20 protein-coding genes are annotated in these 25,321 nt (G+C 63.1%); 12 read left to right on the top strand and 8 right to left on the bottom strand.

All coding sequences use genetic code 11. The features are described from left to right. Positions 1 to 622 precede the first annotated feature (622 nt). On the top strand, positions 623 to 4,366 hold the full coding sequence (locus ACV22W_RS05595; protein ID WP_448018258.1) for a dermonecrotic toxin domain-containing protein: 3,744 nt from the start codon (positions 623 to 625) through the stop codon (positions 4,364 to 4,366). Between the two features lie 470 nt (positions 4,367 to 4,836). Here ACV22W_RS05595 and ACV22W_RS05600 read toward each other — a convergent pair whose 3' ends face one another. Both ACV22W_RS05600 and ACV22W_RS05605 read right to left on the bottom strand, forming a co-directional pair. After that, positions 4,837 to 5,118 (bottom strand): type II toxin-antitoxin system RelE/ParE family toxin, encoded by a 282-nt coding sequence (locus tag ACV22W_RS05600; RefSeq protein WP_448018259.1) that lies wholly within the window; start codon positions 5,116 to 5,118, stop codon positions 4,837 to 4,839. Between the two features lie 41 nt (positions 5,119 to 5,159). After that, the gene (locus ACV22W_RS05605; RefSeq protein ID WP_010098610.1) at positions 5,160 to 5,435 is read right to left on the bottom strand and encodes a CopG family ribbon-helix-helix protein; all 276 of its coding nucleotides are present in this window, start codon (positions 5,433 to 5,435) and stop codon (positions 5,160 to 5,162) included. A 524-nt stretch (positions 5,436 to 5,959) separates the two neighbouring features. Between ACV22W_RS05605 and ACV22W_RS05610 the strand changes: the two genes are divergently transcribed. After that, positions 5,960 to 7,972 carry a TonB-dependent receptor gene (locus tag ACV22W_RS05610; RefSeq protein ID WP_448018260.1) on the top strand — a complete coding sequence of 671 codons (2,013 nt, stop codon included), beginning with the start codon at positions 5,960 to 5,962 and terminating at the stop codon, positions 7,970 to 7,972. On the opposite strand, the gene ACV22W_RS05615 is transcribed toward ACV22W_RS05610, so the two are convergent. Further along, a complete protein-coding gene (locus tag ACV22W_RS05615) occupies positions 7,957 to 8,952 on the bottom strand; it encodes an alpha/beta fold hydrolase (RefSeq protein WP_448018261.1) in 996 nt (331 codons plus the stop codon). The genes ACV22W_RS05610 and ACV22W_RS05615 overlap by 16 nt on opposite strands. 334 nt (positions 8,953 to 9,286) lie before the next feature. Here ACV22W_RS05615 and ACV22W_RS05620 point away from each other — a divergent pair, with 334 nt between their 5' ends. The 6 genes from ACV22W_RS05620 (at position 9,287) to pqqE (ending at position 14,778) form a co-directional block, all read left to right on the top strand. After that, positions 9,287 to 11,296 carry a sigma-54-dependent Fis family transcriptional regulator gene (locus ACV22W_RS05620; protein WP_448018262.1) on the top strand — a complete coding sequence of 670 codons (2,010 nt, stop codon included), beginning with the start codon at positions 9,287 to 9,289 and terminating at the stop codon, positions 11,294 to 11,296. A 293-nt stretch (positions 11,297 to 11,589) separates the two neighbouring features. After that, positions 11,590 to 11,664 carry a pyrroloquinoline quinone precursor peptide PqqA gene (pqqA, locus tag ACV22W_RS05625; RefSeq protein ID WP_006410019.1) on the top strand — a complete coding sequence of 25 codons (75 nt, stop codon included), beginning with the start codon at positions 11,590 to 11,592 and terminating at the stop codon, positions 11,662 to 11,664. A gap of 64 nt (positions 11,665 to 11,728) precedes the next feature. Beyond that, on the top strand, positions 11,729 to 12,652 hold the full coding sequence (gene pqqB / locus ACV22W_RS05630) for a pyrroloquinoline quinone biosynthesis protein PqqB (protein ID WP_448018263.1): 924 nt from the start codon (positions 11,729 to 11,731) through the stop codon (positions 12,650 to 12,652). A 2-nt stretch (positions 12,653 to 12,654) separates the two neighbouring features. Then, positions 12,655 to 13,374 (top strand): pyrroloquinoline-quinone synthase PqqC, encoded by a 720-nt coding sequence (gene pqqC / locus ACV22W_RS05635; RefSeq protein WP_448018264.1) that lies wholly within the window; start codon positions 12,655 to 12,657, stop codon positions 13,372 to 13,374. Next, the gene (pqqD, locus tag ACV22W_RS05640) at positions 13,371 to 13,652 is read left to right on the top strand and encodes a pyrroloquinoline quinone biosynthesis peptide chaperone PqqD (RefSeq protein ID WP_006751646.1); all 282 of its coding nucleotides are present in this window, start codon (positions 13,371 to 13,373) and stop codon (positions 13,650 to 13,652) included. The genes pqqC and pqqD overlap by 4 nt, the downstream gene beginning before the upstream one ends. 7 nt (positions 13,653 to 13,659) lie before the next feature. Then, entirely contained in the window at positions 13,660 to 14,778 is a 1,119-nt protein-coding gene (gene pqqE, locus ACV22W_RS05645; protein WP_448018265.1) for a pyrroloquinoline quinone biosynthesis protein PqqE, read from the top strand. 51 nt (positions 14,779 to 14,829) lie between these two features. Here the strand turns inward: pqqE and ACV22W_RS05650 are convergent, their stop codons facing one another. Beyond that, positions 14,830 to 15,876, bottom strand: a complete 1,047-nt coding sequence (locus tag ACV22W_RS05650; RefSeq protein WP_448018266.1) for a DNA topoisomerase IB — start codon at positions 15,874 to 15,876, stop codon at positions 14,830 to 14,832. 427 nt (positions 15,877 to 16,303) lie between these two features. On the opposite strand from ACV22W_RS05650, the gene ACV22W_RS05655 reads away from it, so the two are divergent. From ACV22W_RS05655 to yjfF, 4 genes are all read left to right on the top strand, one after another. Further along, the gene (locus ACV22W_RS05655; protein WP_059529188.1) at positions 16,304 to 17,266 is read left to right on the top strand and encodes an ABC transporter substrate-binding protein; all 963 of its coding nucleotides are present in this window, start codon (positions 16,304 to 16,306) and stop codon (positions 17,264 to 17,266) included. Positions 17,267 to 17,334: 68 nt separating this feature from the next. Next, a complete protein-coding gene (locus tag ACV22W_RS05660; protein WP_448018267.1) occupies positions 17,335 to 18,849 on the top strand; it encodes a sugar ABC transporter ATP-binding protein in 1,515 nt (504 codons plus the stop codon). Then, entirely contained in the window at positions 18,846 to 19,886 is a 1,041-nt protein-coding gene (locus tag ACV22W_RS05665) for an ABC transporter permease (RefSeq protein ID WP_059529182.1), read from the top strand. The genes ACV22W_RS05660 and ACV22W_RS05665 overlap by 4 nt, the downstream gene beginning before the upstream one ends. After that, positions 19,883 to 20,992: a galactofuranose ABC transporter, permease protein YjfF gene (gene yjfF, locus ACV22W_RS05670; protein ID WP_448018268.1), complete on the top strand. Its 1,110-nt coding sequence runs from the start codon at positions 19,883 to 19,885 to the stop codon at positions 20,990 to 20,992. The genes ACV22W_RS05665 and yjfF overlap by 4 nt, the downstream gene beginning before the upstream one ends. A 90-nt stretch (positions 20,993 to 21,082) precedes the next feature. On the opposite strand, the gene ACV22W_RS05675 is transcribed toward yjfF, so the two are convergent. The 4 genes from ACV22W_RS05675 to ACV22W_RS05690 all read right to left on the bottom strand — a co-directional run bounded on the left by ACV22W_RS05675 (position 21,083) and on the right by ACV22W_RS05690 (position 25,202). Continuing rightward, the gene (locus tag ACV22W_RS05675) at positions 21,083 to 23,419 is read right to left on the bottom strand and encodes a sensor histidine kinase (protein WP_448018269.1); all 2,337 of its coding nucleotides are present in this window, start codon (positions 23,417 to 23,419) and stop codon (positions 21,083 to 21,085) included. Continuing rightward, positions 23,412 to 24,245 (bottom strand): response regulator transcription factor, encoded by an 834-nt coding sequence (locus ACV22W_RS05680; RefSeq protein WP_448018270.1) that lies wholly within the window; start codon positions 24,243 to 24,245, stop codon positions 23,412 to 23,414. The genes ACV22W_RS05675 and ACV22W_RS05680 overlap by 8 nt, the downstream gene beginning before the upstream one ends. A 48-nt stretch (positions 24,246 to 24,293) precedes the next feature. Beyond that, on the bottom strand, positions 24,294 to 24,569 hold the full coding sequence (locus ACV22W_RS05685; protein WP_448018271.1) for a hypothetical protein: 276 nt from the start codon (positions 24,567 to 24,569) through the stop codon (positions 24,294 to 24,296). A gap of 423 nt (positions 24,570 to 24,992) precedes the next feature. Continuing rightward, on the bottom strand, positions 24,993 to 25,202 hold the full coding sequence (locus ACV22W_RS05690) for a hypothetical protein (protein WP_448018272.1): 210 nt from the start codon (positions 25,200 to 25,202) through the stop codon (positions 24,993 to 24,995). Between the last annotated feature and the right edge of the window lie 119 nt (positions 25,203 to 25,321).

Consider the following 25,321-nt stretch of genomic DNA (forward strand, 5'->3'; position numbering starts at 1 on the left):
GATTTGCACCCGGAGAGCGGCGCTTCGTATTTCTCCATCGCTTTTACGCACGTTAGTCGTCGCAGTCCGATTGCGTTGAGGTACCGTTGATATTCACCAGTCCGATGGCTGGGTGATTCTGCGGCGGCGGCTTAGGATGGAGGGGACCGGTACAGGACGTCATCCGGCTATTGCCACTGCCATTCCAAGCGTCCAGTCGGGGAGGGACATTGCATATAGCTTGCCGTGCGATGAGTGCGCTGTCCGTTTCTTTGGCTTTCGGCATGGTGGGACTTTCTCGATACGGTGGCCCGGCCTCGCGAGCTGCCATTGTATGCGTTGGACAAGTCAGTATTTCTTCATGTGCGGGCCCTGCGATGCCTTGCCAATTGTTCCGATTACGTAGTCCGCCCCGAAAATTCGGGTAACTTCTGTGACGAGCGCGATGCGATTCGGCCTAGTCCGTTCGGTGATAGACGCCATGTTTTAGCCGTGGCTGATGTGCGGTCATACATCTAGGTGCTGCATCGGGGATCTTCGTGACCGACATCGTTGGTTCGCCACTAGGAAAGCGATTAGACATCTATTGATTTTATGGGAGCTGGTTTTGCATAAATTCGATCATGCTAACAAGGGTTGATCTATGGATTTGACAGAATTCTCGACAGTTTCCTTACCGGATTTTTATGGGGGCGGCGATGTTGGTGAGAATGATTCTGAAAGTAAGATTGGGAGGAAAATTTCCAAAATATCCGGCGCCGACGGGGCTCTCGTGGAAGATAAGCGCATGATCTCAATCGGCAGGCGGGTAGAAGGAGGACATCTTCTGAATTTAAGTAATGAAATCGGCGAAAAATCAAATTTGCACAGTGATGACGGTCAATCTTCAAGTTGTGATTCGCGAAGTGACACGAAGAATCGTGATCGAATGACGAATGATGTGAAGAAGCGGGCGCGATTGAGGGAGGATATCGTTTCAGGTGGAATATTCTCGCTGAGCTCAAAATCGGAAAGCAGTATTCAGTCGAAAATGCACCGAGATCTCGATGCAGATACGTCATTCATTGGAGGGGCGGGTATTTCTTTACCCCCTGAGCAGACGCCAATCGACATGAGAGAACGGAAGGTGGATTTGTTAATGCAGCTAAAGGAAGCGGTCGACGAGGGTTCTGATCCTGATGGAAGTCTTGGGAATGGTCAATTGCATGACTATGACAGCATGCTGGCTATATTGCGTAAAGCTAAGGTGGGTAACTCCGCATCTTTTGATAATATTTACGTTTATCCTCATCTGGATTCACCACTTGGCAAAGCGTACGCCATCGCCGCGAAAAATACATTTAATCCAATTCCTCGGGGTCTTGTTGATGATAGCGATGAATTGGTGGATAACGGAAAGCTGTATTATTCTGTCGTCTCGAAACTGAACAAAAGTGCCAGGACGATTACTGCTGTCATGGATCAATTCGGAGAGGCGATCTTTCCTGGTGGAAAGATCAGAATGGATTTGATGTTGAGATATTATGATATAATTCCTTCGTCACGATTGAATTCAAAACTAATCGACAATGTACAGACTGTTATCGATGTACTGGAAGAGAAGCGTGACCAACTGAGACAGAGTTTATCGGAGCGAATTGCATCAGCGCCTGGACTTGAAATTGGCTTGTTCAATGGCAATGGTGGTATTGGTGATGGCAATAATTTATCTGTAAAAGTAAATGAAGATTTGAATTCATTTGCCAATAGTCGTCGTTCGGATTTGGTGACGCCGGAATCCGATTTCGCTAATGGCATGAAGAGATGGCTTCGAAAGCAAAATATCACTGTTGATCCAAGAGATATTGATCTTGTTTCGATTGACTATCAGCCGTCCGGGAGGGGGGATGGTAAAAATCATGCAGTTGTCCGTCAATGTATCCCATTGTTGGAAGCTGTTCTGCAGAATTGGCGTGACCCAAGTGAGAGTGCCCTTGATAAATGGCTGGGGGCTGATCGATATTTTTCGGTGCCACCCAATATTGAGTTCGTTTCAAAACTTGAAAGTCGGCATGGTGAGTTTGACTTGGCGCAATACTCAAGTAGTCAATCGTTTACAGGTATCTTTAAAAGGGGAATTCCTCAAAAGTACGACTCCTCATCTCAATTGATAGTTACGACACATTCACTTGAAGGTGAAATCAAGTCGGAGGTTGGTGGAGTTGCGGACAAGATCGCAAGCTATTGGTCGAAGAACGAAGATAATTATCGGGATCTCTCAAAGATTTCGATGGTGAAGGCTAGCGAGCTGCAAGTGGCTGAAGCGAGTTTAACGCAGGAGGACAGAAATCTGATTTGGCGAGCGGCCGGGTTGGATCCTACAAAAACTTGGGATGAATTGACGGTTGATCATATTCGACATCGCATGTTACCTGCTAATGATGTTGAAGTTGCTCCGCTTAAAATTTATCGATATACGTCGACCGATTTGCGTGTCATAAGTGACAAAGAAAATGGTCGAACATTATTGTACGTTCCGGGGAATTCATCGCCCATTCATGCGTTCTCTTCTATGAGTGATATGCAAGAATGGTTCGCGACAGAAATGAAGAGCCCTGAAAAGCGTATCGCAATTAGTCGATATTTCTGCCGTGAGGATCGTGAAACGGGGCTTTGGCATCAAGGGGTAAATGATGCGCTGATGGGGATTTCTAAGTATCCTGAAACACACTTTCTTTCTTTTGATAGGGATGGTTTTACGGCGAGTGGGAAATGGAAGCCGAGTGACTATGTTTTAAAAGGCGATAAAATTGGCATCGATATTTTTGTCGATATGGCAACGCGACAAAAAGAGAGAGGGCTTGACGACGTTGCGAATATACCGAGCAACGCAAATGTCCTTGCACATGAGGCAGTGAATCTGCTGGAAGATGTTGCTTCGCAATTGGGACCAATTGCCTTGATGTATCCGGAGGTGGCGGTGCTGGGCTATGCCATGCTGGGTATCGCTCAGATTGGGATGGGGGCTTATGACGCTTTCCAAGAAGGGGAAAAGGTTCAGGCCGATGGCTTGAGTCGTATCGCTTTTGGTGTATTCAACGCTGCTCCGATTCTTGCAAAAAGTATTCCTCATTTGAATGTTGTGTTAGAAAACGAGATGCCTCACAAAAATTATCAGAATGTGGGCGCAAACATGCATGACAGTGAAAATTCAGTTTCGCGTGAGCCAGGCGATATGTCGGAAAATGCGTCGAGTTCGCATCATCCGGCCGGTTGGTTGTCGTCATATTCGGTAGAGAACGTTCAGTCGCCTACAGTAATCCCGAGAAATGGGGTATTCACAAAAAGCGGTACACCATACCAGGGTGGCGAGGGCCCATCGTATATCCGAGGTAACGATGGCAAGGTTTACGAGGTGAAGAACGTTCGATCGCCGCAACATTCTGGAACGGGATACCACAGCGTGGATGTCGTTGATCCAAATAACCCTGATGGTCCGTCAAAGGCAAAGCTTTACAAGTCCGATGACTCTTCGCATTGGAGAACAGGGGAGGAAGTCGGATTGATGGGGGGCGGAGGCAAAGCGGCGGGAACAAAACGTCTGGAATTGCCTAAAGAATCGGAGATCAAGTGGCCGGAAGATACACAGGCGCTTTTGACGGACAAGTTCTGGAATGATCGACTGGGAAAAGAGTATCCGAAGTATGCAACGATGGCGAAATTTTGGGAAGGATACTTCCCCAAGGATGTAAAAGCTGCTGGACGCGAACTGACCGAGGTAGTGAGGATGGCGGATGAGACGCTCACAAAAATTGCCTCTGCTGGCGCGGAGGTAGGCCCGGAGTATCGTCCACTTGTAGTGTGCCGCGGTATGAAGAGAATTGACGCGCTGAAGCTCGCGAAGTGGAATCTGAAGCGAGCCGAGTCGGAGAATTTCATTCGAAATTGGAAACCGGACCCGACATCGGAAAAGACGGCAGCAGCGCAGTTCAGAGAAGCGCTAGCGCAGCAACAGGCGAGTCGCGAAGATCAAGAGCCGGTCATCATGCCAATCATGAAACACCTAGGAGACATTGGACAGGCTAGTAACTATGCGAAGGGTCCGGACGAGGTGGTGGTGAAGATTGTGTTAAAGCCCGGGGCGGAGCGCGTGATGTTCGATCCAACATATATGGCGATTGGGAGTTCTGGCAAGGGAGGACGGGGCATCGCGCTCAGTAAAGGCGGATTGAGCTATTTTCCAAGAGCGACTGGGGGCGAGGGCGAGGCCGGTGGCTACATCGGCATAAAGTCGGAGGAGAAAGGGCCGTTCAGCCTGAGTCTCGGAGGAGATGCTCAAAGGAAGAAACCGAACGAGGCGTCCAGCACGTTGTTCCAGTTGTTCGTCGACAGAGTGGAAGAAATGTGAGCGATTCGTGATGGCCGCAATTATATTTTGATCGAAAAGCGGAGTGGACGGCTGAAATGGCTGTCTCCCGCTCAGTGCATTCGATACTAGCGTCAAGTTCCTTGACGCGTTGCTGTCCGCGGGCAGCAATGCTATCGTTTGGCCCCGCATCTGGGCCAAGCGCATGGTCGCGGCGGAGTTGAGCCACCATGTGGAACCCCGCGTGGAACACAGCAAGTCCGGTGCGAGGGTACCGTTTCGCAACCTATTGAGTCGTTTCCTGGCGGCGTCTGATTGAAGCTCGCTCACCTTGCCTGTCAGGCGGTATACTTTGACAAATAGGGCATCAGCGAACTGCTGCCGTTGATCGTCATCCCTCGATGAGCGAATGCTTGCCCAACCCGCTTGATGGTTTCCAGTGCCTCGTCCATGCGAAGAGTGGTGCGACTAGGCTTATCGTTTGAATTCGTCATGCTGCTCCAGGCGAAATGCTATCGGTCCTGCCTGGTGTCCCACACGCGCAAGATTGCGACGCTGGTGGGGATCGGTTCGTAAGCCGGGACCAGTTCGTAGTGAATCTCGTAGTCGCCGTGCAAACAAACGTCTTTGTGGACTTCCCGAGCCGGGGGACCTTCCCATCCATCGAGTTCTTCACCGATCCTGTGCCGTAGGACGACGCCCAGCGATTTCGCCTCGGCGAGCAGCGCCTTGATGATCTCCCGCGCCTTCGTAGCCCCGTTGAGCTTTTTCTCAAACTCAAAGATCGTCAGCATGTCCGATGCTGCTTTGCTAGTGAAAACGACCGGGATGGCCATCACTCACCAACCTTTGGGAGCGGAAGTTCGTTGTCCGTGCCCAGGCTGTCGGCCCAGCGTTCCATCGCATCCATGGACACCAACCGCCCTGCGTCGACATCGTCCAGACCCTCCTGAATCATCACGCGCTCGCGTTCAGCACGCGCAAGGTACGCCACCACGGCTTTGCGCACGATCCACTGCTTCGATCGGTCCAGTCGGGTCGCCATGTCGTCCATGCGATCCACAAGGTTGACGGGCAGTTGGGCTGTCACCGTTTTCAATGCTTCCGCCATTTTGCACCTCCGTCTCTTGCGCTTCAGTAATTGCTATTGTAATGCAATAGCCTTGCTTTGGGGTGCGTTCTCCGATGTATTCTTCGGGGGCGAAATAGCTCGAAACCCCACGCCAGGTAACGCCTTCAGTCATCGCATGAACCGCGAACCTCTCCCTTTGCAAAAACCTAGCCTCTGGGGGCACGGGTGGAAAGGTGATCGTCCGTGGTGTTGCTAGGTGACCCATGGGAAACCAACTCCGTTGCAACCTTGTTGGTCCTTGGTCCGATCCAACAAGTCCATCGCTCCCCTTGACCGTGCGCGGCCTATTGATGATCGGCGGGGGGGGGACTTGACGCGAACGCGTTCGACTTAGTAGCCGCATGTCCGGTCATGGTGCAGGTTCAGTACCTTATGTTCCTCCGTTGTCGATATGCGACACTCAAATGCCAAGGACGGTCGGAGCAAATTCAGCGTAGCTTTTGGCGTAGGTTTGTAGTGGGAAGGCCTGCTAGGAAAGACGTATTCAATACTTCGAGAAGAACGTGTCGAGCGTCGATATCAACGAGGCGCAGGGCAATCCGTACCAGACGGACGTGAACTACCGCGGCTTCACGGCATCGCCGGTCGTCGGCACACCGCAAGGGCTGTCGGTGTTCGTCGACGGCGTGCGCGTGAACGAGCCGTTCGGCGACGCCGTGAACTGGGATCTCATCCCGCAGGCGGCGATCGATACGATGCAGTTGATCCCCGGTTCGAATCCGACCTACGGGCTCAATACGCTCGGCGGCGCGCTCGCGATCACGACGAAGAACGGCAGGACGAGCCCGGGCGGCGCCGCACAGTCGTCGGTGGGCTCGTGGGGACGCAAGACCGCGCAGATCGAGCAGGGCGGGCGCATTGGCGGCAACCTCGACTACTACGTGACGGGCAACGTCGCGAACGACAACGGCTGGGCCGATCACAACGCGAGCCGCGTGCGGCAGGGATTCGGCAAGCTGCGCTACACCGACGCCGACACCACGCTGTCGATCTCGGCCGGCGGCGCGGACAATGCGCTACAAGGCTCGCAGACGATTCCGCGCTCGTTTCTCGACAATCGCGCACAGGCCTACACCTATCCCGACCTGAATCGCAACGGCGCCGCGTACGTCACCGTGTCGGGCGACCATTCGTTCGGCGATCACGTGCAGCTCAGCGGCAACGTCTATTACCGGCATTACCGCAACACCAACACCAGCAGCAACGTGAACGGCGATTTCGGCACCGTCGACGGCAGCGGTGCCACCGACACCGTGCAGGCGACCAACGACCGCTCGGTGATCACGACCGACAGCTACGGCGCGAACCTGCAGCTGACGCTGCTCGGCAAGCTCGTGGGCATGGACAACCAGTTCGTCGTGGGCGCGTCCGCCGATCTCGCGAACTCGGGCTTCGAGCAGTGGTCGCAGGATGCGATGTTCACGGATACGCGTGCGACGGTCGGCATCGGCGACTTCACCCGGAAGACGCGCGCGAAGACGCGCAACGCCAACTACGGTGTCTACTTCGACGACACGCTGGCGTTGACGCGGCAATGGTCGCTGACGCTGGCCGGGCGCTACAACCGGTCGCGTGCGGCGATCGAGGACGCGAGCGGCCTGCAGCCGTTGCTCACCGCGCGTCACACATTCTCGCGGTTCAATCCGGCCGTCGGCGTCACGTGGAATCCGGTGCCCGGCTTCACCGCATATGCGACGTACAACGAAGGAATGCGCTCGCCGACCGCGATCGAGCTCGCATGCGCGGATCCGGCCGCGCCGTGCTCGCTGCCGAACGACTTTCTTGCGGACCCGGCGCTGAAGCCGGTGATCGCGAGGACGATCGAGTTGGGTGCGCGCGGCCGAGTCGACCAGGCGACGACGTGGAGCGCGGCCGTCTACAACACGACGCTCGACGACGACATCCAGTTCATCAGCAGCAACGGCGGCGCGAGTACGCTCGGCTATTTCCAGAACGTCGGCAAGACGCGACGGCAAGGCTTCGAGCTCGCGGGCCATACGCGGCTGGGGTCAGTCGGGATCGGCGTCAGCTACAGCCATGTCGACGCGACCTACCGCTCGACGTGGACCGAAAGCAGCGCGAGCAATTCGAGCGCCAATGCGCAAGGCACCATCGTCGTTCGCTCCGGCGACCGCATTCCCGGGATTCCGTCGAGCACCGTGAAGCTGAGGCTCGACTATGCGGCGACGCCGAAGTGGAACGTCGGCACCAACATCACGTATCGCAGCGGCGTGTTCGCGCGCGGCGACGAGAACAACCAGGACGTGAACGGCAAGGTGCCCGGCTATGTCCTGATCGACCTCGACACGACCTGGGAGGTGACGAAGCACCTGCAGTTGTTCGCATCGGTCACCAACCTGCTCGACAAGCATTACGCGAGCTTCGGGATGCTCGGCCGGAACGTCTTCAATGGTCCGAATCATTCGTTCGACGGGCTCAACCCCGTCAACGAGCAGTTCGTCGGGCCGGGCGCGCCGCGCGGCGCGTGGGTCGGCGCCCGCTATGCGTGGGACTGAACCGGCGGCTCGACGTGTTGCGGTGCGTCTGCGGCCGTGACGTCGAGCATCTGGCGGACCGCGAGCGCGACGCCGCGCCCGAGCGCATCATCGCTCGCGAGATGCCCGGCCGGCACGCGCTCGACGACGGCCGCCGATACCGCGCGCGCGAGCCGATCGACGTTGTCGACCGGGCACACGCGGTCGCGCGTGCCGTGCACGGCATGCAGGGGCACGCCGGCTTGCGCGGCCTGCCGCGCGAGCGCCAGCAACCGGTGCTCCCCGAGCCAGCAGTTGCGTTGCAGGTAGTGGGCCTGGATCCGGTATTTGTGAATCAATCGGTCGACGGCGGGGTGCGTCGGCCGCGCGCCACGCGCCGGCCGCCCGGTCAGGACCGCATCTTCATACGCGTTCCATGCGAGCGCGACCGCGCGTTGCCGCGCTGTACTGGCGCCGGGCTGGAGACGCCGCGCGCAGCAGGCGATCAGGCGATCTGCGCGTGCGGTGCCGGCGGCGGCCGTCAGGCGCTGCCAGGCCTGCGGCGCCCGTGTCCGCGCGCCGACGAACAGGCCGCGCACTTCGCGCGACGACGTCAGAAACAACCCGCGCAGCACGACGCCCGTCACGCGCGATGGATGCAGTCCCGCGTACGCGAGCGCGAGCGCCGCGCCCCACGACCCGCCGACGACGCACCAGCGCGCAATGCCGAGCCGTGCACGCAGCGCGTCGAGATCGCCGACCAGGCGCATCGTGTTGTTGTGACGCAGGCCGCCGCGCGGCGTCGATGCGCCGGCGCCGCGCTGATCTACCAGCACGACGCGCATGTGCGTCAGGTCGAACAGGCCGAGCACCGTCGGTCGGCTCCCGCTGCCGGGCCCGCCGTGCAGCACGACGACCGGATCGCCGTGCGGGTTGCCGGCTTCGATCCATGCAATCCGGCATGCGTCGCGGGACAGGGCAGGTCGGGGCGTGGAAGCGGAGCGGAGCGGTCGCTGCGTCATGTCGTGTCGGAAAGCGGATAACGGGTCAACGCCACAACGGGCGGATCCGGCGGAACCCGAGAACAGGCCGGGGCTTGACTCACGTCAAAGCCAGAATCGCGCCAGCGGCCACGATCGGGATCGACCGGGTAGCGGCGGCGAGCGGAATCGCGATATTACGTCACCGTCGCGCGGCCTCAGCCGCGTGCGATCGACGTTGCTTTCATTTTGATTTCGGTTTGCGTCGAGCGACGATGCACGGCGCCCGACGCAAGCGCTGCCGACAGTGTGGCCCGAAGTTTGCTTGATCCAGCACAAAGTCCGGCACCGACCGGAAGGATCCCCGGAGGAGACAATGCGCGATGACGTTCATCCGACGGCCAACGCACGGGCTACGCATGCGCCCGGCTGGCCGACGCCGACGATCCAGAAGTCCCATGAGCGGTCCGAGACGTTCGGCCTGCAGGCGTCTGCACGTCCCGACTACGACCTGCTGTCCGGCGCCGCGCTGGCGCTCAAGCGCGAGCAGAACCGCGTGCTGTGCGTGCATGCGATGCCCGTGATGGAGACGCTGCACGAGCAGATCGTCAATACGCAGAGCATGATCGTGCTGACCGATGCGGAAGGGCTGATCCTGCATTCGATCGGCGACGACGACTTTTTGCGGCGCGCGGAACGGGTCGCGCTGCGCCCCGGCGCGAACTGGGCGGAGAGCCGGCAGGGCACCAACGCGATCGGCACCGCGCTCGCGGAGCTGTGCCCGATGGTCGTGCACGGCGACCAGCACTTCCTGGCTGCGAACCATTTCCTGACCTGTTCGAGCGTGCCGATCCTCGATCCATACGGCGACGCGATCGGCGTGCTCGACGTGACGGGCGATCATCGCAGCTATCACCAGCACACGATGGCGCTCGCGAAGATGTCGGTGCAGATGATCGAGAACCATCTGTTTACGACGACGTTCCAGGAAACACTGCAGGTGTCGTTTCACGGCCGCCCCGAATTCCTCGGAACGTTGATGGAAGGAATCGTCGCGTTCACCGCGGACGGCCGCTTCCTGTCGGCGAATCGCAGCGCGCAGTTCCAGCTCGGGATGCCGCTCGCCGCGCTGCGCGCGCATACGCTCGCGTCGCTGTTCGACGTGACGAGCGCGCAACTGATCGACCGGATGCGCGCGAGCACCGAGCAGCACGTGTCGTTGAACCTCGGCAACGGCGCGGTGGTCTGCGCGCGCGTGCAGTTCCGGCGCGCGTTGCGGGCCGAGGGCAGCCGGCCCGCCGAGGTGCACGACGGCGCCGCGTCGGCCACGCGCCCGCCTGCCGCGCAGGGCGCGGCGAGCCTGTCGCGGCTCAGCTATCTCGACACCGGCGATCCGCAGGTGGCGGCGGTGATCGCGAAGGTCCGCAAGGTCATCGGCAAGGACATTCCGGTGTTGATCACCGGCGAGACGGGAACCGGCAAGGAGCTGCTCGCGCAGGCGATCCACAACGACTCGCCCCGCCGCGACGGGCCGTTCGTCGCGGTCAACTGCGCGTCGATACCGGAGACGCTGATCGAATCCGAGCTGTTCGGCTACGAGGAGGGCGCGTTTACCGGCGCGCGCCGCAAGGGCGCGACCGGCAAGCTGCTGCAGGCCAACGGCGGCACGCTGTTTCTCGACGAAATCGGCGACATGCCGTATCCGCTGCAGGTGCGGCTGCTGCGCGTGCTGCAGGAGCGCGTCGTCAACCCGCTCGGCTCGACGAAGGCGATCGGCGTCGACATCGCGATCATCTGCGCGACGCACCGCGACCTGCGCGACATGATCGCGCAGAACCGCTTTCGCGAAGACCTGTACTACCGGCTCAATGGCCTCGTCGTGCGCCTGCCGCCGCTGCGCGACCGCACGGACCTCGCGGTGGTCGTTCAGAAGATGCTGCAGCGGGAAACGCTGTCGGGGCCCGGGCGCCGGCCGCTGAGCGTCGCGCCCGACGTGATGGCGCTGTTCGAGCGCTGCGCATGGCCGGGAAACTTCCGGCAGCTCGCGAACCTGCTGCGCACGGCGGCCGCGATGGTCGACGACGACTGCGAGATCCGCTGCGAGCATTTGCCGGACGATTTCTTCGACGACGTGCGGCGCGACGGCGGCCCGGCGGCGCAGGAGACCTGTACGCCCGCGCCGCTCGCATCGGAAGCGCCAGCGTTCGCGACCGCGGCCGGTGATGCGCGGTTGCAGGACGTGGCCGCCTCCGCGATCGCGGCCGCGCTCGCGCGTCATGGCGGCAACGTGTCGGCCGCCGCACGCGCGCTCGGCGTGTCGCGCAACACGATCTACCGCAAGATGCCGGCCGCCGGACCGGATGCGCTGGAACCGAACGAACCCTGACGCAAGCCGCGACTGTCACACCGGTGTGTCAGGTTGCAACACCCGGTGTTCAAGGATTCAACACCTGCTCAACCGGCCGTGCGTCACATGAACCGTCGTTCGACGGTTTCTGAAATATTGTCGTTGGCTAATCGTAATAATGACGGTGTCGTGACCACCCGGCGGCTGCCGCATGCCTTCGCACGCCGCCGCGCGACGCAAGTCCCGCCCCGGCACGCTCCTTGCTGAATGGGTATCGGCCGCTCGATCGATGCGGTTTTTTTCGACTCACCCACTCAACAAGGAGACACATCATGCAATGGACCACCCCGGCCTATACCGACCTGCGTTTCGGTTTCGAAATCACGATGTACATCGCCAACCGCTGATCGACGCGCGCTGTGCCGCCCGCATCGACGGACACGATGCGGGCGGCACCGGGAGCACACGCAGATGAAGATCAAGATACTCGGCTCGGGCGCCGGCGGCGGACTGCCGCAATGGAACTGCAACTGCGGCAACTGCCGTCGCGCGCGGGCCGGCACCGACGGCATCGTGCCACGCACGCAATCGTCGATCGCCGTCAGCGGCGACGGCGTCGACTGGGTGCTGGTGAATGCGTCGCCGGACATCCTCGCGCAGCTGCGCGCCGCCCCCGACCTGCAGCCGGCTCGCGCGATCCGCGACAGCGCGATCGTCGCCGTCGTGCTGTGCGACGCTCAGATCGATCATGTGACGGGCCTGCTGATGCTGCGCGAACGCACGTCGCCGCTGCCGCTGTATGCGAGCGCGCCGGTGCTCGACGACCTGTCGACCGGGCTGCCGCTCGTGCCGCTGCTCGGCCACTACTGCGGCGTCGACGTTCACACGATCGCACCGGGCGAACCGTTCGCGATACCGGGCGCCGGCAGCATCCGCTTCACCGCCGTGCCGGTCGACAGCAAGCCGCCGCCTTATTCGCCGCGCAGGGAAGCGAGCGTGCCGGGTGACAACATCGCACTCCTGATCGAGGACACGATGAGCGGCCGACAGGCGTTCTATGCGCCGGGGCTCGCCGATGTCGACGATGGCGTGCGCGCCGCGATGCGCGACGCCGACCTCGTGCTGGTGGACGGCACGTTCTGGACCGGCACGGAGATGATCGACCTCGGCCTGTCGTCGAAGCACGCGGCCGACATGGGGCATCTCGAGCAGTGCGGCGACGCGGCGAGGCCGGGCATGATCGACCGCCTTCGGCAGTTGCCGACGCATACGCGCAAGGTCCTCACGCACATCAACAACACGAATCCGATTCTCGATCCCGGTTCCGCGCAGCGCGCGCAGTTGCGCGAGCACGGCATCGAGGTCGCCCACGACGGCATGCAATTCGAGGTCTGACCATGAACGCACCGATTCCCGCCGCGGCGCTGCACGCGACGCCTTGGAGTGCGCAGGAGTTCGAGGCGCGCCTGCGCGCGCTCGAATCGCGCTATCACATCCACCATCCATTCAACCGCCGCCTGAATAGCGGCGCGTGTTCACCGGCGCAGATTCGCGGCTGGGTCGCGAACCGCTTCTACTATCAGATCAGCATTCCGCTGAAGGACGCGGCGATCCTGTCCAACTGCCCGGATCGCGACACGCGCCGGCTGTGGGTCGAGCGGATTCTCGACCACGACGGTCACGGTGATCAGGAAGGCGGGATCGAGGCATGGGCGCGGCTCGGCGAGGCGGTCGGCATCGAGCGCGACGCGTTGTGGTCGCTCGAGCATGTGCTGCCCGGCGTGCGGTTCGCGGTCGACGCCTACGTCAATTTTGCGCGGCGCGCCCCGTGGCAGGAGGCCGTGTGTTCGTCGCTGACCGAGATGTTCGCGCCGCAGATCCACCTCGACCGGCTCGCGGGCTGGCCGTCCCACTATCCGTGGATCGAGGCGGCCGGGCTGCAGTATTTCCGCAGCCGCGTGCCGCTCGCGCAGCGCGACGTCGAACACGGGCTCGCGGTGACGCTGAGCCATTTCACGACACCGGACGCGCAACGACGCGCGCTCGACATCCTGTCATTCAAGCTGGATGTGCTGTGGTCGATTCTCGATGCGATTGAAAAGGCGTATCCCGCATGAACTCCAACGACGCCGTCAGCGGCGTGCCGCTGCGCCCCTCGCTGAGGGGCATGTACCGCCTGCAGTGGGAGGCGGCCCAGGATGCGTACGTGCTCCTGTATCCGGAAGGCATGGTCCGGCTCAACCCGAGCGCGGGCGAGATCCTCGCGCGCTGCGACGGCACGCGCGAGCTCGACGACATCATCGACGAACTCGAGCGGCTGTTCAGCACGTCGGACCTTGCGTCGGACGTCTATCGCTTCCTCGATCATGCGCGACTGCGCGGCTGGCTCGACTGACATGGACATGACCCCTCCTCCGAACCGGCCGTCCGCGCCGCTGTGGCTGCTTGCCGAGCTCACGTACCGCTGTCCGCTGCACTGCGCGTTCTGCTACAACCCCGTCGATTTCGCGACGCACGACGCGGAGCTCGATACCGACGCATGGCGCACGGTGATCAGCGACGCGCGCGCGCTCGGCGCCGCGCAGATCGGATTTTCCGGCGGCGAACCGCTGCAGCGCGGCGACCTGGAGGTGCTGGTCGAGCATGCGCGGTCGCTGGGTTTCTATACCAACCTGATCACGTCGGGCGTGGGCCTGAATGCTGCGCGCATCGACCGGCTCAAGGCGGCCGGGCTCGATCATATCCAGCTGTCGCTGCAGGATTCGACGCGCGAGCTGAACGACTTCCTGACGAGCACGCGCACCTTCGACCTCAAGCGCGGCGTCGGGCGGCTGATCAAGTCGCACGGCTATCCGATGGTGCTGAACTGCGTGCTGCATCGGTACAACCTGCCGCACGTCGGCCAGATCATCGAGATGGCGCTCGACCTCGGCGCGGATTTTCTCGAACTTGCGAATACGCAGTACTACGGCTGGGCGATGCTGAATCGCGAGCAGTTGATGCCGACCGCCGAACAGCTGCGCGAAGCGGAGGAAACGGTCAACCGCTACCGCAAGCTCGTCGGCGAGCGGTGCAAGATCCTGTTCGTCGTACCCGACTACTTCGAGCAGCGGCCGAAGGCCTGCATGAATGGGTGGGGCTCGGTGTTCCTCGGTGTGGCACCGGACGGCACCGCGCTGCCGTGCCATGCCGCGCGCGGGTTGCCCGGCCTCGTGCTGCCGAACGTGCGCGACCGGTCGTTGAAGGACATCTGGTACGAAAGCGACGCGTTCAACGCGTTTCGCGGTGACGGCTGGATGCGCGATCCGTGCCGCACCTGTGACGAGCGCCATGCGGATCATGGCGGGTGCCGCTGCCAGGCGTACATGCTGGCGGGCGATCCGGCGCAGGCCGATCCGGTCTGCGCGAAGTCTCCGCATCACGGCCGGGTCGAGCAGGCCGTGCAGTTCGCGCGACGGGCAGGGCGACAGGACGAGCGTCCGCTGATCTTTCGCAGTGCTGCGAATTCTGTCGGGCGGTGAGCGGCGCGTGTCGCCGTATCGGGAACGTCACGTCCTCGACTTCTTCGACGATCAACGCACCGTCTGCTCGAGCAACGCCGCGAACGCGGCTTCGTCCACCCGCAGCCCTCGCGGCGAGCGGCGCACCTCCAGCGCCGCGAGCATCCCGGCTTCGAACGCATCGAGCACCGCCGGGTGGATGTAGCAGCGCCGGCACACGGCCGGCGTATTGCGCAATATGTCGGCGACGGCGCGCACCGTCTCGACGATCTGCTTGCGCGCCTGCGTGACGTCCTCATGCGGGATGCGCCGCAGCAATGCCAGCGCCTGAACGCTGCCCGCCCATGTCCGGTAATCCTTCGCGGTGAACTCCGCGCCCGCCGCCTCTCGCAGATAGTCGTTCACGTCGGACGAGCCGATCGAATGACGTGTGCCGTCGTCGTCCACATACTGGAACAGCTCGTGCCCGGGCAACTCCGCGCAGCGCCGCACGATCCGGCCGACGCGCGGGTCTTCCACGGTCACGTCATGCTCGATACCGCTCTTTCCCGTGAAGCGCAGGCGAACCTGTCCCGGCCGGATCGTCACGTGGCGCTTGCGCAGCGTCGTCAGCCCGTACGACGCGTTCTCGCGTGCATATTCGGGGTTGCCGATCCGCGCGAGCGTCGTGTCGAGCAGCCGGACGATCGTCGCGACGATCTTGTCGCGCGGCATCCCGGGCAGTGCCAGATCACGCGCGACGCGCGTGCGGATGCGCGGCAGTGCGCGGGCGAAGGCCGCCATCCGCGCGTACTTGTTGGCGTCGCGCGTCTCGCGCCACAGCGGGTGATAGCGATACTGCTTGCGCCCGCGCGCATCGCGCCCCGTCGCCTGCAGGTGGCCGCGCGGGTCCATGCAGATCCAGACGTCGGTGTACGCCGGCGGAATCGCGAGCGCATCGATGCGGGCGATTTCGTCGGCGTTGCGGACCCGGACGCCGTCCGGCGCGTAGTACGCGAAGCCATGGCGCAACCGCCGGCGCGTGTAGCCGGGATGCCGGTCGTCGACATGGCGCAGCGGCGCGGCCGAACGATCGCCGGTTTCGGTGCCGGAGCCGCTCCGGGACGTGCGCTTCTTCATCGCGCGAGGCGCCAGCGGGGCGGCGTATCCAGGTGCGGCGATCGGGCTTTGACGCACGGCGGGCATCATTGTTCTCCTTGTTGTCGGAGCGGCCGTCGCGGGGCGCGAATGGCGCTTGCAAGGGCGACAGCAAGATCCGTGCGCCGCCGCCGGATACGCCGCGCCATCGACGTCGAAACGGTTGGAGCACGCGAAGACAGGCGCTAGGTGTTTATACGTATGCCGATATCGATATCGCTTCAATCCAATATTTCATTGGAAGGTTATCGGACTTGTTTCTAGACTGATCCGGGGCGTACATACCGGGCCGGCCGCACGCGCCGGCCGGCACCGCCCCGAACCGCGCCCGCGCCACGCAGAACCACAACAGCACGGCACCGCGCCAGGCCGGCGTCGCGGCAAACAACGACATCATCGGAGACGGACCATGACATTCATCAGGAAGCTGACGGCCGGTGCGCTCGTCGCCGCGGCGACGGTATTCGCTTCGGGAGCGCACGCGCAGCAAAAACCGATCACGCTCGGGTTCTCGCAGGTCGGCGCGGAAAGCGCGTGGCGCACCGCGAACACCGTGTCGGTGAAGAGCGCGGCGAAGGATGCCGGCATCAACCTGAAATTCTCGGACGCGCAGCAGAAGCAGGAGAACCAGATCCGCGCGATCCGTTCGTTCATCGCGCAGAAGGTCGACGTAATCGCGTTCTCGCCGGTCGTCGAGTCGGGCTGGGAGCCGGTGCTGACCGAAGCGAAGGCGGCTCATATTCCGGTGATCCTGACCGATCGCGGCGTCGACGTGAAGGATCCGTCGCTGTACGTGACGATGATCGGTTCCGACTTCCTCGAGGAAGGGCGGCGCGCCGGCCACTGGATGGAAGAGCGCTTCAAGAACGATGCGGGCCCGATCAACATCGTCGAGCTGCAGGGCACGGTCGGCTCCGCTCCGGCCAACGACCGCCGCGCGGGCCTGCTCGAAGTAATCAAGAACAATCCGAAGTTCAAGGTGATTGCGTCGCAAAGCGGTGACTTCACACTCGCCGGCGGCAAGCAGGTGATGGAAGCGTTCGCGAAGACCTACGGCAAGCAGATCAACGTCGTCTACGCGCACAACGACGACATGGCGCTCGGCGCGATCCAGGCGATGGAAGAGGCCGGCATCAAGCCCGGCAAGGACGTGAGCGTCGTGTCGTTCGATGCGACCAAGGGCGGCTTCCAGGCGATGGTGGCCGGCAAGATCAACGTCGACGTCGAATGCAGCCCGCTGCTCGGCCCGCAGCTGATGACCGCGGTGAAGGACGTGGTCGCCGGCAAGCAGCTGCCGAAGCGCATCGTCACGAACGAGACCGTGTTCCCGATGAGCGTCGCGGCGCAGGTGCTGCCGACCCGCAAGTACTGAGTCCCGGCGGACGCGGGCGGCGGCGCGGTAGCCGTCGTCCGACGTCCGCCTCGAATCGAGGGCGATCCATGACGAATCCGCCGGTGGTCGAGATGATCGGCATCGACAAGGCGTTCCCGGGCGTGAACGCGCTGCAGCGCGTGAACTTCCGGTTGTTTCCGGGCGAAATTCATGCACTGATGGGCCAGAACGGCGCGGGCAAGTCGACGCTGATCAACGTGCTGACCGGCGTGCATGCGCACGACGCGGGCGAGATTCGCGTCGGCGACGCGCCGGTGCGGTTCGCCGCGCCGCGCGAGGCCGAGGCGGCCGGGATCCAGACGCTGTATCAGGAAGTGAACCTGTGCGCGAACCTGTCGGTCGCCGAGAACATCTTCGCGGGCCGGCAGCCGATGCGGCGCGGCGCGATCGACTGGAAGACGATCCATGCGCGGGCGCGCGATGCGCTCGCCGAGCTCGACCTGTCGCTCGACGTCACGCGTTCGCTCGACGCGTATCCGATCGCGGTGCAACAGATGGTCGCGATCGCGCGGGCCGTGTCGGTCGATGCACGCGTGCTGATTCTCGACGAACCGACGTCGAGCCTCGACGACGGCGAGGTCGCGCGGCTCTTCGACGTGCTGCGCCGACTGAAGGCGTCGGGGATGGCAATCCTGTTCGTCACGCACTTTCTCGAACAGACCTATGCGGTGTCCGACCGGATCACCGTGATGCGCAACGGCGAGCGCGAGGGCGAGTATCTCGCGCGCGACCTGCCGGTCGACATGCTCGTCGCGAAAATGACCGGCCGCGAACCGATGTCCGGCACGCTGCAGGCAGGTGCGGCGGCCGTGCAGCGTGAAGCCGAGGCGGCTGCGCCGTTCCTGTCGATGCAGCAGGCAGGCCGGCGCGGGATGATGAGCCCGCTCGATCTCGACGTGCGGCCCGGCGAAATCGTCGGGCTGGCCGGGCTGCTCGGCTCGGGGCGCACGGAAACCGCGCGGCTCGCGTTCGCGGCCGAGCGCACGGACACCGGCGCGATCGAGATCGACGGCGCGCGCAAGCGGCTCGCGTCGCCGCACGATGCCGTCCGCAACGGGATCGCGTATTGCCCGGAGGATCGCAAGAAGGAGGGGATCGTCGCCGCGTTGTCGATCCGCGAGAACATCGTGCTCGCACTGCAGGCGCGGCGCGGCTGGTGGCGGCTGATCAGCCGCGCGCGCCAGCGCGAGCTCGCGGAGACGTACATCGCCCGGCTCGGCATCAAGGCGCGTGACGCGGAGCAGCCGATCGGGCTGCTGTCCGGCGGCAACCAGCAGAAGGTGCTGCTCGCGCGCTGGCTCGCGACGGACCCGAAGCTGCTGATCCTCGACGAGCCGACGCGCGGCATCGACGTCGCCGCGAAATTCGACATCATGGAGCGCGTGCTCGCGCTGTGCGCGCAGGGGCTCGCGATCCTGTTCATCTCGTCCGAGATCAGCGAAGTGGTGCGCGTGAGCCACCGGATCGCGGTGCTGCGCGATCGCCGCAAGGTTGCCGAACTGACCGGTGCCGAGGCGTCTGAGGAACACGTGTATCAATTGATCGCGGGAGGCCGGTCATGATCCGGTTACGCACATTGCTTCGCCATCCGCTCGTTTGGCCGGTGCTGACGCTCGCGCTGCTGTTCGCGCTCGACGTCGCGTATCGGCCGGGCTTCCTGTCGATCGCGGTGCTCGACGGCCACTTGTTCGGCGCGCCGATCGACATCCTGAATCGTGCGGCGCCGCTCGTGATCGTGTCGCTCGGCATGACGCTCGTGATCGCGACGCGCGGGATCGACATCTCGGTCGGCGCGATCGTCGCGATCGCCGGCGCGGCCGCGGCGATCGTGCTCGACGGCGATCCGACGCGGGTCGGCACGGCGCTGGCCGCCGCGCTCGGCGTCGGGTTGCTCGCGGGCGCATGGAACGGCGTGCTCGTCGCGTTCGTCGGGATGCAGCCGATCATCGCGACACTGATCCTGATGGTCGCCGGACGCGGCATCGCGCAGTTGCTGACCGGCGGACAGATCATCCCGATCGGCGCGCCGGGCTACCTCGAACTCGGCGGCGGGTATCTCGCAGCCGTGCCGTGCTCGGTCTGGATCGCGATCGCGACGATCGCGGCGACCGCGCTGCTGGTGAACCGCACGGCGCTCGGCCTGTTCATCCGCGCGATCGGCGTGAACCCGGTCGCGACGCGGCTCGTCGGGCTGCGCGCGGGGGCGGTCGTGTTCGGCGTCTATCTGTTCTCGGGCGTGATGTCGGCGCTCGCCGGCATCCTCGCCAGCTCGAACGTGCGCAGCGCCGACGGCAACAACGCCGGGCTGCTGCTCGAACTCGACGCGATCCTCGCGGTGACACTCGGCGGCACGTCGCTGCTCGGCGGCCGCTTCAGCCTCGCAGGCTCCGTGCTCGGTGCGCTGATCATCCAGACGCTCACCTACACGACTTATTCGATCGGCGTGCCGCCGGAGGCGACGCTCGTCGTGAAGGCGCTCGTCGTGATCGTCGTGACGCTGATCCAGTCGGACGCGGCGCGCGCGCTGGTGATCCAGCATGCGTCGCGACTGCTGTCTTCCACCCGTTCGCGCACCACCACCGGAGCCACGCCGCGATGACCCGATTCCTCGCACGGTTTACCGACCCGCGCACGCTGCCGATCGTCGTGACGATCGTGCTGTTCGCCGCATTGTTCAGCTTCGGATCCGTGATGTACACGGGCTTCTTCTCGATGCAGGTGCTGACCGGGCTGCTCGTCGACAATGCGTTCCTGCTGATCGTCGCGATCGGGATGACGTTCGTGATCGTGTCGGGCGGCATCGACCTGTCTGTCGGCTCTGTCGTTGCATTGACAACGATCTTCTGCGCGGTCGGCGCCGAACGATTGCACTGGCCCGTCTGGGTGATCGTCCCGCTCGTGCTCGTGTTCGGCGCGCTGTACGGCGCGGCGATGGGCGCGTTGATTCATTACTTCCGGTTGCAGCCGTTCATCGTCACGCTCGCCGGGATGTTTCTCGCGCGCGGCGCATGCTTCCTGATCACGACGCAGTCGATCACGATCAACGAGCCGACCTTCCATGCGCTCGCGGGCATCAGCGTGCCGGTCGGCGGCGGGACGCTGAGCGCGGGCGCGCTGATCGCGCTCGCGACGCTGGCCGCCGCGATCTACGTCGCGCATTTCACGCGCTTCGGCCGCAACGTGTATGCGGTGGGCGGCAACGAGCGATCGGCGCTGCTGATGGGGCTGCCGGTCGCGCGCACGAAGGTCGGCGTGTATGCGCTGAGCGGCTTCTGTTCGGCGCTCGGCGGTGTGGTGTTCACGCTGTACGTGCTGTCCGGCTACGGGCTGCAGGCGCAGGGGATGGAACTCGACGCGATCGCCGCGACCGTGATCGGCGGCACGCTGCTCACGGGCGGGGTGGGGTACGTGATCGGGTCGGTGTTCGGCGTCGGCATTCTCGGCACGATCCAGGTGCTGATCACGTTCGACGGCACGCTGAGTTCGTGGTGGACGCGGATCGTGATCGGCGCGCTGCTGTGTGTGTTCTGTCTGCTGCAGCGGGTCATCGAGCGGCACGCGGCGCGGCGGCGTAGCGGTGGGACCGGGCTCGATCCGAAGCGGCGGAAGCGCGATGCCGCGCAGGTGACGCCTGCCGCGCCGAGTGACGATGCGGCGCTCGGTTCAACGATGCGCAGGTTGTTGCGCCTGCAACGTTCTGCGTGATGCCGGCTGTCAGCCGCCCATCGGCGGCAGCCAGTCGCGTTTGACCGATCCGCGAATGCGCATTGCGTGACGGCGATGCGTGCGTGGCAGTCACGCCGGCCCGGCCATGTCCGGCTCCACGTCGAACGACGCATCCGCGATGCCCGTCTGCTTCAGCGACTCGGCGAGTCGTTCGATCGCCTGCAGATCCAGCGCATCCAGGCGCTCGCGCATCGCCTGCACGAATGCGGCATGCCGTGGCGCGTGCGCATGCTGCCCGAGCCATTCCTCGATATCGGTGAGGCGGCCTTCGCTCGCGAGCACGGCCAGTTCGTCGAGCGCGTCGGCAGGCGGACAGCGCATTGCGCGTGCGTCCGGCACGGGCCCGGTTGGATCGGCGGGTTCGGCGGGTTCGGCGGCGCGCGCGAGCACCGACGCCGGGATCATCGCGCGGCCGATCGCGGGCGCCACGATCTGGAACGTGAACGACGTGCCGACGCCTGGCTGGCTCGACACGGCCAGCTCGCCGTGCATCGCGCCGACGATCCGCTGCGCGATGAACAGGCCGAGCCCGGTGCCGCCGTTCACCGCCTGCACCTGCTGGTACGCACGGAAGATGTCGGTGGTCTTGTCGATGCCGATTCCCGTGTCCGCTACCTCGAACACGATCCGCCATGCATCGCCTTCCGCATACGCGCCGACCGACAGCGTGACCGTGCCGTCGCGCGTGAACTTCGACGCGTTCGACAGCAGGTTGAGCAGCACCTGCTGCAGCCGAATGCCGTCGATCGACAGCTCGCGCGGCAACGGCGTCAGCGGCCGGTAGACGAACCGGTTGTCCTGCTGGGAACACAGCGCGATCGCATAGTCGCCGATGTCATTCAGCAGGCCGGGCAGGTCGGTCGCGTGCGGCGAAATGCCGAGCGGCTGCAACTCCGCCTTCGTGTATTGCAGCAATTCGTCGATCAGCGTGAGCTGGTAGCGGATGCTGCGGTCGATCGAGCGGATCAGCCGCGCCTGGCTGCGCGTCGCGCCTTGCAGCAGCAGCTTCGCGTAGCCGTTGATCGTCGACAGCGGCGCGCGCAGGTCGTGGCTCACGTAGCCGAGCGTCTCGATCTTCTGCTGCATGTGCATGCGAACCTGTTGCAGCGCGTCGTTGAGCGCGACGGTGCGCTTCGCGACTTCGTCGCGCAGGCGATCCTGTTCGGTGAGCTGCCATTGCTCGAGACGCTTGCGTGCTTCGGTGCGCTGACGGCCCACGTGGTTGATCCACGCGGCCAGCACGAGCAGGTGCGTAGCGAGACCGACGATCGCGATGACGGGGTTCGGGTAGATGTCGGACTTGAGCCAGAACAGCCAGGCCGGGATTGCGTCCTTGCCATCGAGAATGCGGATCACCATGTTGAAGCTCGCGAACGCGATCGCAATCAGCATCACGCGGCCCGTCGGCGTCCGGCGAATCGCGAGCGTTAGCGCGAGGGTGAGGTTCACGATCGCCAGTACGGTGTTCAGCCGCAGGCAGAACCATGTAAACGTGAGGAGATCGCCGCATGCGGCTCCGGCGATGCCCGCGCACTCGAGCGCGATAAACGCCGCGTAGATCGCGCGGAACGGGATACGCGCCTTCTCGCGATGGGCGACCGTCAGGATGAACGCGATGAAGCACACGACCGACAGATAGACGAAAATCACTTCGCCGCGCGCCGACCATTCGCGCGCGGCGGGCCACAGGTACAGCGCGGTGTAGCCGCGGTAGGTTGCCTCGAACAGCGTCGTGTTCAACGCGAGCATGGCCAGCACGACGAACATGCCGCTGCGCGAGAAGAAGCCGATCAGCAGCGCACACCACACCAGCGCGAGCAGCCCGCCGAGGAAGCCGAAGTTCCACATGGTCGCGTGCAGCTCGTGGGCCTGCCATGCGTCGCGCGTGAACACGCTCGGCGCGAGCCGCAGTTCCTTGCGCGACGTGATGCGGATCAGGACGGGCAACCGTTCGCCCGGGCGCAGCGTCGCATCGAGCACCGGATACCGGGACGCCGGCCGGCTCATGCCGTTTTCGTCGGCCGGGAAGCGGCCGGCGAGCGTCCACGTGCCGTCGTGCCCGACGTAGAAATCGGCGCGGTCGACGCGTGCGTCGCGGATCGCCAGCACCAGCGGCTGTTCGACGTCATCGCGATTGACCAGCGTCGCGCCGACCCACCATGCGGAGCGTGAGAATTCGATATTGAACGACGGTCGCGTCGCTGCGGCAGCAAGGCGTTGAGGATCGGCGAGCCGAGCGGCAGCCTGGTCGACGGACAACTGCGTGCCCGGATCCTCGAGCAACGAGACCGCGTCCAGCTGTGCGGAGTGTTCCGTCGCGGCGGCCCGCTGTGTCGCACAGGAGAGCACCAGTGCCGCGAGCAGCAGCACGATCGCGTGCCAGCCCGACGCGCGGCGCCTATGCATCGCACGGGTGATCATGCGACGGCGGCGGAACATCGACCGTCGGCCGCTGGCGCCGCCAGTCGGACGGCGTGATGCCGAACCGTTCGCGAAACGCCGTCGCGAAATTGCCCGGCGTCGAGAAACCGATTTCTTCGGCAATGTCGCCGATCCCCATCGACGTTTCGGCGAGAAAGTGCTTCGCGGCGCGCAGCCGCGTGTCGCGCAGGTATTCGAACACGGTCTGGCCGAGCTGATCGCGAAACACGCGCGACAGCCGTTTTTCATGCGTGCCGACCTGTCTCGCGAGTTCGTCGAGCCCGGGCGGATTGCGCAGCTCGCGCAGCAGGATGTCGCTTGCCGCGCGCACCAGCGCGGCGTCGGGGTGGTCGGGCAGCTTGGGCAGGTGCGCGAACGGCTGGCTGCGTCGCGTCCGTTTCAGATGATTGCGGATTCGTGCAATGACCTCGACCGGCTCGAACGGCTTCACGATGTAGTCGAGCGCACCGGTTTCCAGCCCCGCGATGCGATCCTCGAGATCGCTCGCGGCCGTCAGGATGATGACGGGAATGTTCTGCGTCGACGGCGTCGAGGCCAGCAGCCGGCACGCGGCGAAGCCGTCCATGCGGGGCATTCGCACGTCCATCAGGATCAGGTCGGGCGCGATCGCCTGCGCACGGTGATAGGCCTGCAGACCATCGAACGCGACGCTGATCCGGCAGCGAGCGGAACGCAGGATCTCCGTCAGGAGCCGCAGGTCGTTCGGTCGGTCATCAACGACGAGAATGTGTGCGCCAACGAGATCCGACGTGGCGCGGAGCGACGCCGGACTGGACGAGCGGGATGACATGGCTTCGAACGCGAAAGGAGGGGTAGGCCGGGGTCGGATTCCATGCATCTATGTGCACGATTGTTGCGGAAAATTATATGACGACAACAGAGCCGACGGTGAGGATTCCGTGCGGTTCATATGGGCATATCCGACACGGCCGCGCGGGGGCATGGCCGCTCCGATCGCTTCGAGGAAAAAGGCGGCGGAAAAACTTTCTGGATTGCCAGTCGGATATCGGTTTTTATTGCCGAATGATTCTTTATGAAAATGGCGTGGCCCGAATAATGATTTTGCGCGAATTATGTCGTTGCAATGCTCGACTTCAGTGCTGATCGATTTCATCGATTCATTGTCTCCGTAATCAAGTTTCATCGACGGCAGGTTGAAACTACCTGCACATTTGAATCTTCAGCCCGGCGGGGTTGTATGAATGTAAATATCGTCCGCTCTGGAAAAGAATTTTTCCGCCCGGGAAAAGGTTTGATCCGACGAACCCCGGCACACTAGGACGGAAGCGGCTGGAATCGGTTCTGGGACGCGAGCCGATTCAGCGCAAACGTTTCGCCGTCAGTGCCATTTAGGGGCGCAATATTCAATGTGACACTGCATGCTGTCAGTCTCATATTCCGGGATTGCAACGGTGCGACGGAGACCGGCGCGAGGGTAACAAAAACTTCATCATTCTTCGAATGTACCGGTGCATCAGGATGTATCGAGGAGTGCGGAATTCGATGCGAGTTTGACATATCGGGCCGCAATAAATCGTCAAAGAAAGTAAGGCGATAAACGTAATGAAGGGGTCATCCGGTCAGTCGGCGTTTTTTCCGGAAATACGGAATACCCGGCGGTGGCCAGGATGTAAAAAGGGGTGAGCGGGTACGTGTCGATCGCCGGGCGGTTCGATCCTTCGAACGGCGGTCGCGCCACACCGCTGTCGATCAGGCAGGCACGAGAAGACATGAACATCAAAAGCATGGCAGATCAACGCACCGGTTCGCCTGAACCGGTGTCGGCTGTCAGCGTTCGCGATCCCGCGGCGCATGCGTCAGTAACGGCGGCCGCACCGCGGCATCCTCCTCCCGAATGAATCCGCG

The organism is Burkholderia sp. AW49-1 (assembly GCF_053427845.1).